Annotated in this window: 12 protein-coding genes; 3 read left to right on the top strand and 9 right to left on the bottom strand. The window is 73.5% G+C overall.

The annotated features are described in order from the left end of the window. Window positions 1–74: 74 nt before the first annotated feature. From CSC62_RS07830 to CSC62_RS07820, 3 genes are all read left to right on the top strand, one after another. Window positions 75–1,130 (top strand): quinone-dependent dihydroorotate dehydrogenase, encoded by a 1,056-nt coding sequence (locus CSC62_RS07830; protein WP_162405614.1) that lies wholly within the window; start codon window positions 75–77, stop codon window positions 1,128–1,130. An 85-nt stretch (window positions 1,131–1,215) separates the two neighbouring features. Beyond that, window positions 1,216–2,259, top strand: coding sequence for a UDP-N-acetylmuramate dehydrogenase (gene murB / locus CSC62_RS07825; RefSeq protein ID WP_162405613.1), 1,044 nt, complete (start codon window positions 1,216–1,218; stop codon window positions 2,257–2,259). A gap of 55 nt (window positions 2,260–2,314) precedes the next feature. Next, a complete protein-coding gene (locus CSC62_RS07820) occupies window positions 2,315–3,202 on the top strand; it encodes a DMT family transporter (RefSeq protein WP_281353292.1) in 888 nt (295 codons plus the stop codon). Between the two features lie 22 nt (window positions 3,203–3,224). On the opposite strand, the gene hisIE is transcribed toward CSC62_RS07820, so the two are convergent. Genes hisIE through CSC62_RS07775 form a run of 9 tightly spaced genes read right to left on the bottom strand, consistent with a single transcriptional unit; the run spans window position 3,225 to window position 10,808 of the window. Further along, window positions 3,225–3,905: a bifunctional phosphoribosyl-AMP cyclohydrolase/phosphoribosyl-ATP diphosphatase HisIE gene (gene hisIE, locus CSC62_RS07815; RefSeq protein ID WP_162405612.1), complete on the bottom strand. Its 681-nt coding sequence runs from the start codon at window positions 3,903–3,905 to the stop codon at window positions 3,225–3,227. Further along, window positions 3,898–4,671 carry an imidazole glycerol phosphate synthase subunit HisF gene (gene hisF / locus CSC62_RS07810; RefSeq protein ID WP_162405611.1) on the bottom strand — a complete coding sequence of 258 codons (774 nt, stop codon included), beginning with the start codon at window positions 4,669–4,671 and terminating at the stop codon, window positions 3,898–3,900. The genes hisIE and hisF overlap by 8 nt, the downstream gene beginning before the upstream one ends. After that, on the bottom strand, window positions 4,665–5,435 hold the full coding sequence (gene hisA / locus CSC62_RS07805; RefSeq protein WP_162405610.1) for a 1-(5-phosphoribosyl)-5-[(5-phosphoribosylamino)methylideneamino]imidazole-4-carboxamide isomerase: 771 nt from the start codon (window positions 5,433–5,435) through the stop codon (window positions 4,665–4,667). Before hisA ends, hisF begins: the two co-directional genes overlap by 7 nt. Further along, on the bottom strand, window positions 5,435–6,034 hold the full coding sequence (hisH, locus tag CSC62_RS07800) for an imidazole glycerol phosphate synthase subunit HisH (protein ID WP_162405609.1): 600 nt from the start codon (window positions 6,032–6,034) through the stop codon (window positions 5,435–5,437). Before hisH ends, hisA begins: the two co-directional genes overlap by 1 nt. Further along, window positions 6,031–7,104, bottom strand: coding sequence for a bifunctional histidinol-phosphatase/imidazoleglycerol-phosphate dehydratase HisB (gene hisB / locus CSC62_RS07795; protein WP_162405608.1), 1,074 nt, complete (start codon window positions 7,102–7,104; stop codon window positions 6,031–6,033). Before hisB ends, hisH begins: the two co-directional genes overlap by 4 nt. Further along, window positions 7,101–8,237, bottom strand: a complete 1,137-nt coding sequence (gene hisC / locus CSC62_RS07790; protein WP_162405607.1) for a histidinol-phosphate transaminase — start codon at window positions 8,235–8,237, stop codon at window positions 7,101–7,103. The genes hisB and hisC overlap by 4 nt, the downstream gene beginning before the upstream one ends. After that, complete coding sequence (gene hisD, locus CSC62_RS07785; RefSeq protein ID WP_162405606.1) at window positions 8,234–9,562, bottom strand: histidinol dehydrogenase; 1,329 nt, start codon at window positions 9,560–9,562, stop codon at window positions 8,234–8,236. The genes hisC and hisD overlap by 4 nt, the downstream gene beginning before the upstream one ends. After that, window positions 9,559–10,476, bottom strand: coding sequence for an ATP phosphoribosyltransferase (gene hisG, locus CSC62_RS07780; protein WP_162405605.1), 918 nt, complete (start codon window positions 10,474–10,476; stop codon window positions 9,559–9,561). The genes hisD and hisG overlap by 4 nt, the downstream gene beginning before the upstream one ends. Further along, window positions 10,473–10,808, bottom strand: coding sequence for a YerC/YecD family TrpR-related protein (locus CSC62_RS07775; RefSeq protein WP_162405604.1), 336 nt, complete (start codon window positions 10,806–10,808; stop codon window positions 10,473–10,475). The genes hisG and CSC62_RS07775 overlap by 4 nt, the downstream gene beginning before the upstream one ends. Window positions 10,809–10,846: the final 38 nt, after the last annotated feature.

Below are 10,846 nucleotides of genomic sequence, written 5' to 3'. Positions count from 1 at the left end.
GGGCGTGCTGGTGTTCTTCCTGTTCCTCGGCGGCCTGGCCTGGCTGGCCACCCTGAACTGAGGCCGCCCGCCCCGTGTATTCCCTCGCCCGCCCCTTCCTCTTCGGCCTGGATGCCGAGCGTGCCCACGGACTGGGGCTGAAATCGCTGGACCTGGCCCATGCCACCGGCACCCTGGGCCTGTTGGCCAGGCCGCGGCCGCCCTTGCCGACCAAGCTGCTCGGCCTGACCTTCCCCAACCCGGTCGGCCTGGCCGCCGGCCTGGACAAGAACGGCGCCCACATCGACGCCCTGCTCGGGCTGGGCTTCGGCTTCGTCGAGGTCGGCACGGTCACGCCCAAACCGCAGCCGGGCAACCCAAAGCCGCGCATGTTCCGCCTGGTCGGCGAGCAGGCCCTGATCAACCGCCTGGGCTTCAACAACGAGGGCGTGGACGCCCTGGTGCGCAATGTCGAGCGCGCCCAGCGCAAGGGCGGCCTGCTCGGGATCAACATCGGCAAGAACAAGGACACGCCCAACGAGGACGCCGCCTCCGACTACCTGCACTGCCTGGAGCGCGTGTACCCGCTGGCCGACTACATCACCGTCAACATCTCCTCGCCCAACACCGCCGGCCTGCGCGAGCTGCAGGAGGAACAGGCCCTGCGCCGCCTGGTCGGCAGCCTGCGCGAGGCCCAGGAACGGCTGGCCGCGCAGCACGGCAGGCGGGTGCCGGTGCTGGTCAAGGTCGCCCCCGACCTGAGCGACAGCGACATCGACGCCGCCGCGCGGGTGCTCGGCGACCTGGCCGTGGACGGGGTGGTGGCGACCAACACCACCGTGGCCCGGACCGCGGTCCAGGGCCATCGCCATGCCGGCGAAGCCGGCGGCCTGTCCGGCGCGCCGCTGATGGGCCAGGCCACCCTGGTGCTGCGGCGGATGCGCGCGCGCCTGCCCGAATCGATCCCGCTGGTGGGCGTGGGCGGGATCCTCTCCGGCGCCGACGCGGTGGCGAAGATGGCCGCCGGCGCCAGCCTGGTGCAGTGCTACACCGGCCTGGTCTACCGCGGCCCGGAACTGGTCGGCGAATGCATCGACGCCATGCGCCGGCGCAAGGAATCGCCCAGCCGCGGCACGGCCGACGCGGCATGAGCCTGGCGGCTCCCTGCGCCTTCCGCCGGCGCGCGCCGGCCCTGGCGGCCATCGCGCCGGTGCCGACGGAGCGCATGGCCGCCGCATGAGTGCGCTCTATTTCCTTCGACGCGACGCCGACCTGAGCGCGCGCAACACCTTCGGCGTGGCCGCGCGCGCGCCCTGGCTGCTGGAGGTGTTCGACACCGGCACCCTGGCCGAGGCCCTGGAGCTGGAGCAGATCGCCGGCCTGCCCCTGCTGCCGCTGGGCGGCGGCAGCAACCTGCTGTTCGCTGGCGACGCGCCGGGCGCGGTGCTGGCCCTGCGCGCCGCCGGGATGCGGGTGCTCGGCGAGCACGGCGGACGCGCCACCGTCCGCGCCGAGGCCGGCGCCGAGTGGCACGCCCTGGTGATGTGGAGCCTGGACCAGGGCCTGTGCGGGCTGGAGAACCTGGCCCTGATCCCCGGCAGCGTCGGCGCCGCGCCGATCCAGAACATCGGCGCCTACGGGGTGGAAGCGGGCGAACGGATCGTCGCGGTCGAGGCCTGGGATCGGCAGCAGGGAACCCGGGTGCGGATGGACCGCCAGGCCTGCGCCTTCGGCTATCGCGACAGCGCGTTCAAGCGCGCGCCGGATCGCTGGATCGTCACCGCGGTCGAGTTCGAACTGGCGCGCGACGCCGCGCCGCGGCTGGACTACGCCGGGATCGGCGAGGAACTGGCGGCCATGGGGATCGCCGGGCCGCCCTCGGCGCGCGAAGTGGCCGAGGCGGTGATCCGGATCCGCCGGCGCAAGCTGCCCGACCCGGCGCTGACCGGCAACGCCGGCAGCTTCTTCAAGAATCCGATCGTGCCGGCGGCGCAGGCCGCCGCGCTGCTGGCTGCGCATCCGCGCCTGCCGGTGTTCCCCGGCGACGGCGACGGCAGCCGCAAGCTCTCGGCCGCCTGGCTGATCGACGCCTGCGGCTGGAAGGGCGCGCGCGAGGGCGATGCCGGGGTCTCGGACGCGCACGCGCTGGTGCTGGTCAACCACGGCCAAGCCAGCGGCGCCCAGTTGCTGGCGCTGGCGCGCAGGATCGCCGCCTCGGTGGGCGAACGCTTCGGGGTGGCGCTGGAGCCGGAGCCGCGGATCGTCGGCGAGCGCTGGTGAGGCGGTGAACGTTCCGGCCCGTCCCGCCGCCCCGCGCGCGCCGCTGCCGGTGCCGCTGCGCGCGGCCCTGCTGATGCTCGGCAGCACCGCCCTGTTCGCGCTGATGGTGATCGCGATCCGGCTGGCCTCGGCCAGCCTGCACACCTTCGAGATCGCCTTCTTCCGCAACTTCTTCGGCCTGCTGGCGGCGCTGCCGCTGGTCTGGCGGCACGGCGCGGGCTTCCTGCGCACCACCCAGTTCCCGCGCTACCTGTTCCGCTGCCTGGTCGGGATCTGCTCGATGCTGGCCGGGTTCTGGGCGATCGGCCACCTGCCGCTGGCGCAGGCGGTGTCGCTGTCCTATTCGACCCCGCTGTTCGTGACGATCGCGGCCGCGGCCATGCTCGGCGAGCAGGTACGGGCGCGGCGCTGGGCCGCGGTGGTGGCCGGCTTCGTCGGCGTGCTGCTGATCGTGCGACCGGGTACCAGCGGCTTCAGCACCGGTTCGCTGGTGGCCGTACTGGCGGCGTTGCTGTCGAGCATCGTCGCGATCCAGATCAAGCAGCTGTCGGCGAGCGAGCCGGCCGACCGGATCGTGATCTACACCACCGCGCTGTGGGTGCCGATGTCGCTGGTGCCGGCGCTGGGCGTGTGGCAATGGCCGCAGGGCATCGCCTGGCTGTGGGTGGTCGCCGCCGGGATGTTCGGCACCGGCGGGCACATGCTCTGGACCCGGGCCTTGAAGCTGGGCGAGGTCTCGGCGCTGACCCCGATCAGCTTCATGCAGCTGCCGATCGTGGCGGTGTTCGGCTGGCTGCTGTTCGACGAGACCCTGGACCGCTGGACCCTGGCCGGTGCCCTGGTGATCCTCGGCGCCAACGCCTACATCGCCCATCGCGAGGCCGTCCTCGCCCGTCGCGCCGCTTCCGAGGGCGCCGGCGCGGCGGCCAAGCCCGGCGAGTAGCCGACGGAATGCGCCGCGGCGCTCAGCGCCGGTGGCGCTGCTCCAGCACGTCCACCGCGTCGGCCAGCGACAGCCCGCGCGAATGCAGCAGCACCACCAGGTGGTAGACCAGGTCGGCGGCCTCGCCCAGCAGCTGGGCGTCGTTCTGGGCCACGCCGGCCAGCGCGGTCTCCACGCCCTCCTCGCCCACCTTCTGCGCGATCCGGCGCACCCCGGATTCGAACAGGCGGGTGGTGTAGCTGCCTTCTGGACGCTCGCGGGCGCGGGTGGCGACCAGCGCGTCGAGCTCGCCGAGGAAGCCGACCTCGGCCGTGACTGCAGGCGCGGCGTCCGCATCGGCCCGTGCCGGCGCGTCGGGGAAGCAGCTGGGCCTGAGCAGGTGGCAGGTCGGGCCGCGCGGGCGGGCAAGCACCAGCAAGGCGTCGGAATCGCAATCGGTCTGCACCCCGACCAGTTCCAGCACGTGGCCGGAGGTCTCGCCCTTGGTCCACAGCCTGCGCTTGCTGCGGCTGTAGAAGGTGACCAGGCGCTTGTGCAGGGTGGCCACGAGCGCGTCGCGGTCCATGTAGCCGACCATCAGCACCCGCAGGCTGTCGGCGTCCTGGACGATGGCCGGCAGCAGGCCATCGGTCTTGGACCAGTCCAGGACCTCGGGCAGCACGGTGCCGCCCGGCAACGGCGCGGCGGGAACGGGACTAGACATCGCGCACCTCGATCTGGCGCTGGCGCAGGAAGCGCTTCAGCTCCGGGATGGGAATGGCGCCGCTGTGGAACACGCTGGCGGCCAGCGCGCCGTCCACGTCGGCCTGTTCGAACACGTCGGCGAAGTGCTGCGGCTCGCCGGCGCCGCCGGAGGCCACCAGCGGCACCCCGCACAGCGCGCGCGCCTGGCGCAGCTGCTCGACGTCGTAGCCGCGGCGCACGCCGTCCTGGTCCATGCAGTTGAGCACGATCTCGCCCGCGCCCAGGCGCTGGGCCTCGGCGATCCAGTCCAGGGTGCGCGCGCCCGGCGCGCGGGTGCGGGAGGGATCGCCGGTGTTGGTCCGCACCCGCCACTGGCCGTCGGCCTCGCGCACCGAGTCCACGCCGACCACCACGCACTGCACGCCGAAGGCGTCGGCCAGCTCGGCGATCAGCGGCGGTCGCTCCAGCGCCGGCGAGTTGACCGAGATCTTGTCGGCGCCGGCGTGCAGCACCCGGCGCGCGGTCTCCACGTCGCGGATGCCGCCGGCGACGCAGAACGGGATGTCGATCAGCCGCGCCACCCGCTCGACCCAGGCGTAGTCGACCGAGCGCCCTTCCGGGCTGGCGCCGATGTCGTAGAACACCAGCTCGTCCGCCCCCTGGTCGCGGTAGCGCAGCGCCAGCTCGACGATGTCGCCCATGTCGACGTGGTCGCGGAAGCGCACGCCCTTGACCACGCGGCCGTCGCGCACGTCCAGGCAGGGAATGATGCGGCGGCTCAGCACGGGGCCTTCTCCGCAGCCGGCACGTCCTCCACCGCCAGCGCGTCGGCCAGCTGCAGCCGGCCCTCGAGCAGGGCGCGGCCGAGCACCGCGCCGGCGCAGCCGGCCTCGCGCGCGTCGCGCACATCGGCCGCATCGCGCACGCCGCCGGAGGCCTGCACCGCCACGCCCGGGGCCAGCGCGCGCAGATGCGCGTACAGGTCGAGGTTGGGGCCGGAGAGCATGCCGTCGCGGGCGATGTCGGTGCACAGCAGGTGGCGCAGGCCGGCACCGACATAGCGCGGCAGCAGCGCGTCCAGGCTCGCGCCGGCGTTCTCGGTCCAGCCGTGCACCGGCAGCTGCCACACGCCGGCCTCATCCTGGCGGGTATCCAGGGCCACGGTGATGCGCTCGCCGCCGAACTCGGCCAGCCAGGCGATCACCGTTTCCGGTTCGCGCACCGCCAGCGAACCGACCACCACCCGCGCCGCGCCGGCGTCCAGGATCCGGGCCACGTCGTCGCGGCCGCGCACGCCGCCGCCGGTCTGCACCCGCAGCCCGGTGTCGCGGGCGATGCCGGCCAGCAAGGGCGCCAGGGTGTAGCCGCCGGCCTTGGCCGCGTCCAGGTCGACCAGGTGCATCCAGCGCGCGCCGGCGTCAGCGAAGGCCTGCGCCCGCGGCAAGGGATCGTCGCCGTACTGCGTCTCGCGCGCGTAGTCGCCCTGGGCCAGGCGGACGACGCGGCCGCCGCGGATGTCCAGTGCGGGGTAGAGCGTGAATGCACCCATCAGAAATCCATCTCGAGGAAGTTGCGGAGAATGTGCGCGCCGGTGGCGGCCGAGCGCTCGGGGTGGAACTGCGCGCCGCACAGGCGGCCGTGCTGGACCACCGCGGTGAACAGGCTGCCGTGGTCGCTGGCGGCCACGGTGTCGGCGGTCACCGGCGCGGCGTAGCTGTGCACGAAATAGGCGCTGGCGCCGTCGGCCACGCCGTCCAGCAGGGCCGACGGCCGCATCGCGCGCAACGCGTTCCAGCCCATGTGCGGGACCCGGATGCCCGGCGCGGCCGGCAAGCGGTGGACCACGCCCTGGAGCAGGCCCAGGCATTCGACCTCGCCTTCCTCCGAGCGCTCGTACAGCAGCTGCATGCCCAGGCAGATGCCCAGCAGGGGCGCCTGCAGGGCGCGCAGGGGCTCGACCAGGCCCTGCGCGTGCAGCCGGCGCATGCCTTCCGGCGCGGCGCCGACGCCGGGCAGGATCACCCGGCCGGCGCCTTCCAGTCCGGCCGCGTCGGTGACCACCCGCGGCTGCACGCCCAGGCGCTCGAGCGCGTAGCAGACCGAGCCGAGGTTGGCGCCGCCGGCGTCGACGACGACGACGCTGCTCACAGCACCCCCTTGGTCGAAGGCAGGGCGTCGCCTTCGCGGCGGATCGCCTGGCGCAGAGCCCGCGCCAGCGCCTTGAAACTGGCCTCGATCTTGTGGTGGTCGTTGTCGCCGTCGACCTTGATGTGCAGGTTGAGTCCGGCGGCGTCGCACAGCGAGCGGAAGAAGTGCGCGACCAGTTCGGTCGGCATGTCGCCCACCCGCTCGCGCACGAAGCTGCCCTCGTAGACCAGGTAGGGCCGGCCGCTGAAGTCGAGCGCGGCGCTGGCCTGGGTCTCGTCCATCGGCAGGGTGAAGCCATAGCGGCCGATCCCGCGCTTGTCGCCCAGTGCCTCGCGCAGGGCCTGGCCCAGGGCCAGGGCGGTGTCCTCGATGGTGTGGTGCTCGTCGATGTGCAGGTCGCCGTCGGCGTGGATCCTCAGCTCGAAGCCGCCGTGCTTGCCGATCTGCTCGAGCATGTGGTCGTAGAACGGCAGGCCGGTGTGGATCTGCGGCTCGGCGGCGCGGTCCAGGTCGACCTCGACCCGGATCTTCGTTTCCTTCGTGTTCCGCTGGACCACCGCCCGGCGCGGCGCATCGGCCAGCTCGTGCGCGATCCCGGCCCAGTCCCACTGCCCGCCGAACTGCGCGGTCTGCAGCTGGAAGGCACGGATGCCGAGGTTGGCCGCGAACTCGTTGTCGGTCGGACGGTCGCCGACCATCGCCGAGCGCTTCCAGTCGATCGTGCGGTCCTGGATGTAGGGCAGGACCAGGCCGATGCCCGGCTTGCGGGTGGGCTTGTTCTCGTGCGGCCAGCTGGGATCGATCAGCACGTCGCGGAAGGCGATGCCCTGGCTTTCGAACACCTGCATCATCAGCGCGTGGGGCCCATCGAAGCTGGCCTGCGGATAGCCCTCGCTGCCCAGGCCGTCCTGGTTGGAGACCATCACGAACTGCCAGCCGGCGTCGCGCAGCTTCAGCAACGCCGGGATCACCCCGCGGACGAAGCGCAGCTTCTCGTAGGCATCGATCTGGAAGTCCTCCGGCTCCTCGATCAAGGTGCCGTCGCGGTCGATGAACAGGATGGGGGTCATGCAGCGGCTTCCTTGGCGTCCAGCGCGGCGAGCACGCGGTCGTTCTGTTCGGGGGTTCCAATGGTGATCCGCAGGGCGTCGCCCAGCTGCGGCGCGGCGCGCTGGTCGCGCACCACCACGCCGGCGGCGAGCAGGCGCTCGAACGCGGCCTGGGCGTCGGCGAAGCGCACCAGCAGGTAGTTGCCGTCGGAGGGATAGACCCGACGCACGCCGGGCAGCGTGGCCAGCACCCGCGCCAGGCGGGCGCGCTCCTCGCGCACCTGGGCCACGCGCGCGGCGGTGCGCGCCAGCGCCTCGTCCGCCAGGCCGGCGGTGGCCAGCTCGGCGCAGGGCGTGGGCACCGGGTACGGCGCCTGGCAGGCGCGCAGCACCCGCACCAGCGCCGGATCGGCGATCAGCACTCCGATCCGCGCCGCCGCCAGGGCGTGCGCCTTCGACAGCGTGCGCAGCACCGCGATGTTCGGATGCCCGCTCATCAATGTTGTCGCCGACGGCTGTTCGGCGAACTCGCCGTAGGCCTCGTCCACCACCACCAGGGCGCGCCCGGCCAGGCGCGCGGCCAGGGCGGCGATAGCCTCCAGCGGCACGCTGGCGCCGGTGGGATTGGACGGCGAGCACAGGAACACCAGCTTGGCGCCGCCCCGCTCCGCGGCCTGCGCGACCGCCTCCAGGTCGGGGGCGAAGCCGGCCTCGCCGTCGACCAGCGGCACCTCGATCAGCGGCGCGTTCTGCAGCCGGGCGCTGACCGCGTACATGCCGAACACCGGCGGCGTGACCACCACCGCGTCGCGGCCCGGCACGCACAGCGCGCGCGCCAGCAGGTCGATGGCCTCGTCGCTGCCGCGGCCGACCAGCAGCCGGGCCGGATCGACCCCGTAGACCTTCGCCAGCGCCTGGCGCAGGGCCGGCGGCTGCGGCTCGGGATAGCGGCGCGAGCTGCCGGCGGCGTCGGCCGGGTTGGCCCACGGGCTTTCGTTGGCGTTGAGCCAGACCTCGCCGGCCAGGGCGTGGCTGCGCGCGGAGGAATAGCCGCCGAAGCCGCGCAGGTCCTCGCGCACCAGCGCCAGCAGATCGCCGGCTGCGTCAGGCTCGCCGGCGGACGCCGGGGTCGTGCCGGGAGCGGCGCCGCTCATGCCGCCGCTCCGCGCAGGCGCAAGGCGACCGCGTTGGCGTGCGCGTCCAGGCGCTCGGCCCTGGCCATCGTCACCGCGCAGGCGCCGATGGCGAGGATGCCCTCGCGGCTGGCCGCCTGCACGCTGACGAAGTTCTGGAAGCTGGCCACGCTGACCCCGCTCCAGGCCCTGGCCGCGCCATTGGTCGGCAGCACGTGGTTGGTGCCGCTGCAGTAGTCGCCCAGCGCCTCGGGGGTCCAGTCGCCGAGGAAGACCGAACCGGCGGCCTCGACCCGGTCCAGCCAGTCGCGCGGCTGGCGCAGGGCCAGGATCAGGTGCTCGGGCGCGTACGCATTGCTGATCGCGAAGGCCTGATCCAGCGCGTCCACCCGGATCAGGCGCGAGGCCGACAACGCCCTGCGCGCGATGTCGGCGCGAGGCAGGGCCGCCAGCTGGGTCGCCAGCTCCGCTTCCACCCGGTCGATCAGGCCGTCGCTGTCGGACAGCAGAAGCACCTGCGAATCCGGGCCGTGCTCGGCCTGCGACAGAAGGTCGGCGGCGACGAACGCGGCATCGGCGCCGTCGTCGGCGATCACCAGCACTTCCGAGGGGCCGGCCGGCATGTCGATCGCCGCCGCGCCGGACTGCGCGACCTGGCGCTTGGCCTCGTCCACGTAGCTGTTGCCGGGGCCGAAGATCTTGTCGACCTTGGGCACGCTGGCGGTGCCGAAGGCCAGCGCGGCGATCGCCTGGGCGCCGCCGAGCTTGAACACCCGATCCACCCCGGCCAGCCGGGCCGCCACCAGCACCGCCGGGTCGGCCGTGCCGTCGGCGCGCGGCGGAGTGCACAGCACCACCTGGCGGCAGCCGGCCAGCGCGGCCGGCACGCACAGCATCAGCGCGGTCGAAGGCAGGGGCGCGCTGCCGGCGGGCACGTACAGGCCGACCCGCGGCACCGGCCGGACCATGCGCTCGCAGACCACGCCCGGCGCGGTCTCCAGCGCATAACCCTTGGCCATGCCGGCGCGGTGGAAGGCCTCGATCCGGCCGGCGGCCTCGATCATGGCCTGGCGCAGGTCGGCCGGCACCGCGGCCTCGGCGGCAGCGAACTCTTCGGCGGAAACCTCGAAGCGCTCCAGCTCGACCCTGTCGAAGCGCGCGGTCAGCTCGCGCAGGGCCTGGTCGCCGCGCTCGCGCACCGCGTCGATCACGGCGGCCACCGCCTGGCGGGTGCTGTCGGCCACCACCTGCACCGGGCGGGTCAGCGCGCGGGCGCGCGCGGCCTCGTCCAGCGCGCTCCAGTCCAGGCGGTTCCAGGCCGCTTCGCTTGCCGGTTGCGCGCTCATGCCAGCGACCTCTCCACCGCCAGCACCATCAGCCCGCGCGCGCCGGCGCGTTCCAGGTCCTCCAGCTGCTGCCAGCTGACCGCGCCCTCGCACATGGTCTGCAGCGACAGCACGCCGTTGCTTCCCGGCAGCCGCACCAGCGGGCCGGCGTCCTGCAGCAGCCGTTCCAGCGCCGGCAGGGCCTCCTGCGCCGCGTTGAACATCAGCAGCTTGCGCTCCTTGAGCTGGAGCACGCCGTCCACCCGCCGCAGCAGCATCTGCGCCAGCCCGGCACGGGCGTCGTCGAAGCCGGACGCCGGGCCGGCCAGCACCGCCTCGCTGTCGAGCAGGTTCTCCACCGGCTTGAGGTGGTTGGCGGCCAGGGTCGCGCCGCTGGAGACCAGGTCGCAGATCAGCTCGGCCGTGCCCAGGCGCGGGGCGATCTCGACCGAGCCGGACAGCTCCACCACCTGGGCATCGATCCCTTGCGCGTCCAGCCAGTTGCCCAGGATCGCCGGGTAGCTGGTGGCGATCCGCGTGCCCTGCCCGCGCAGTTGGTCCGGGCCGGTCCAGTCCCACTCCTCGGGCACGGCCAGCATCAGCCGGCACTGGCCGAAGCCCAGCCCGCGCAGCGCGCGGTAGGCCTGCGGCAGGCCGATGCGGGCGCGGGCGCCGGCCTGCTCGTCCAGTTCGTTGCGGCCGACGATGCCCAGGTCGCAGACCCCGTCGGCGATCAGCCCGGGGATGTCGTCGTCGCGCACCAGCAGCAGGTCCACCGGCAGCGACTCGCCGTAGCAGAACAGCTTGTCGCGGCTCTCGCGCCAGCTCAGGCCGCAGGCGGCCAGCAGCTTGCGCGCAGGCTCGGCCAGGCGGCCGCTCTTCTGGATCGCGATGCGCAGGCGGTCGCGGGTGGCGGTGCCGAGGGGGGGACTCATGGTTCGGTTCTCTCGCCGGTGGAGGCGCGCGGGCCGGAGGCCAGCGCATAACCGCCGGTGCCGCGCTCCAGCGTGCGCGCGACCCGGCCGATGGTGGTGACGCTGACCCCGGTCAGCTCGTGGATCTCGCGGTAGGGCACGCCCTGCTGCAGCAGCGGCACGACCCGCCAGCGGTCGGTCATGGCCTCCAGCTCGGCGGGGGTGCACAGGTCCAGCAGGAAGGCGCGCACGGCGGCGGCATCGTCCAGCCCGGCCAGGACGCAGGCCAATGCCTGGAGCCGGCTTTCGCCGTCGTCGCCCTCGCTGCCGCTGCCCGTCGCCCGCCGTTTCATGCCAAACCAATGTATTAACGCGCTAACACATTAGAACA

The organism is Pseudoxanthomonas jiangsuensis, from assembly GCF_010093185.1.
In the GTDB taxonomy this organism is placed as follows: domain Bacteria; phylum Pseudomonadota; class Gammaproteobacteria; order Xanthomonadales; family Xanthomonadaceae; genus Pseudoxanthomonas; species Pseudoxanthomonas jiangsuensis.
The sequence above is the reverse complement of the archived record's forward strand: the minus strand, read 5'-3'. Positions and strand labels throughout refer to the sequence as shown.

Coding starts and splice junctions, on each gene's coding strand:
- murB (WP_162405613.1), top strand. CDS start 1,216: ATGAGTGCGCTCTATTTCCTTCGACGCGACGCCGACCTGAGCGCGCGC.
- hisIE (WP_162405612.1), bottom strand. CDS start 3,905: ATGTCTAGTCCCGTTCCCGCCGCGCCGTTGCCGGGCGGCACCGTGCTG.
- hisA (WP_162405610.1), bottom strand. CDS start 5,435: ATGGGTGCATTCACGCTCTACCCCGCACTGGACATCCGCGGCGGCCGC.
- hisB (WP_162405608.1), bottom strand. CDS start 7,104: ATGACCCCCATCCTGTTCATCGACCGCGACGGCACCTTGATCGAGGAG.
- hisC (WP_162405607.1), bottom strand. CDS start 8,237: ATGAGCGGCGCCGCTCCCGGCACGACCCCGGCGTCCGCCGGCGAGCCT.
- hisD (WP_162405606.1), bottom strand. CDS start 9,562: ATGAGCGCGCAACCGGCAAGCGAAGCGGCCTGGAACCGCCTGGACTGG.
- hisG (WP_162405605.1), bottom strand. CDS start 10,476: ATGAGTCCCCCCCTCGGCACCGCCACCCGCGACCGCCTGCGCATCGCG.
- CSC62_RS07775 (WP_162405604.1), bottom strand. CDS start 10,808: ATGAAACGGCGGGCGACGGGCAGCGGCAGCGAGGGCGACGACGGCGAA.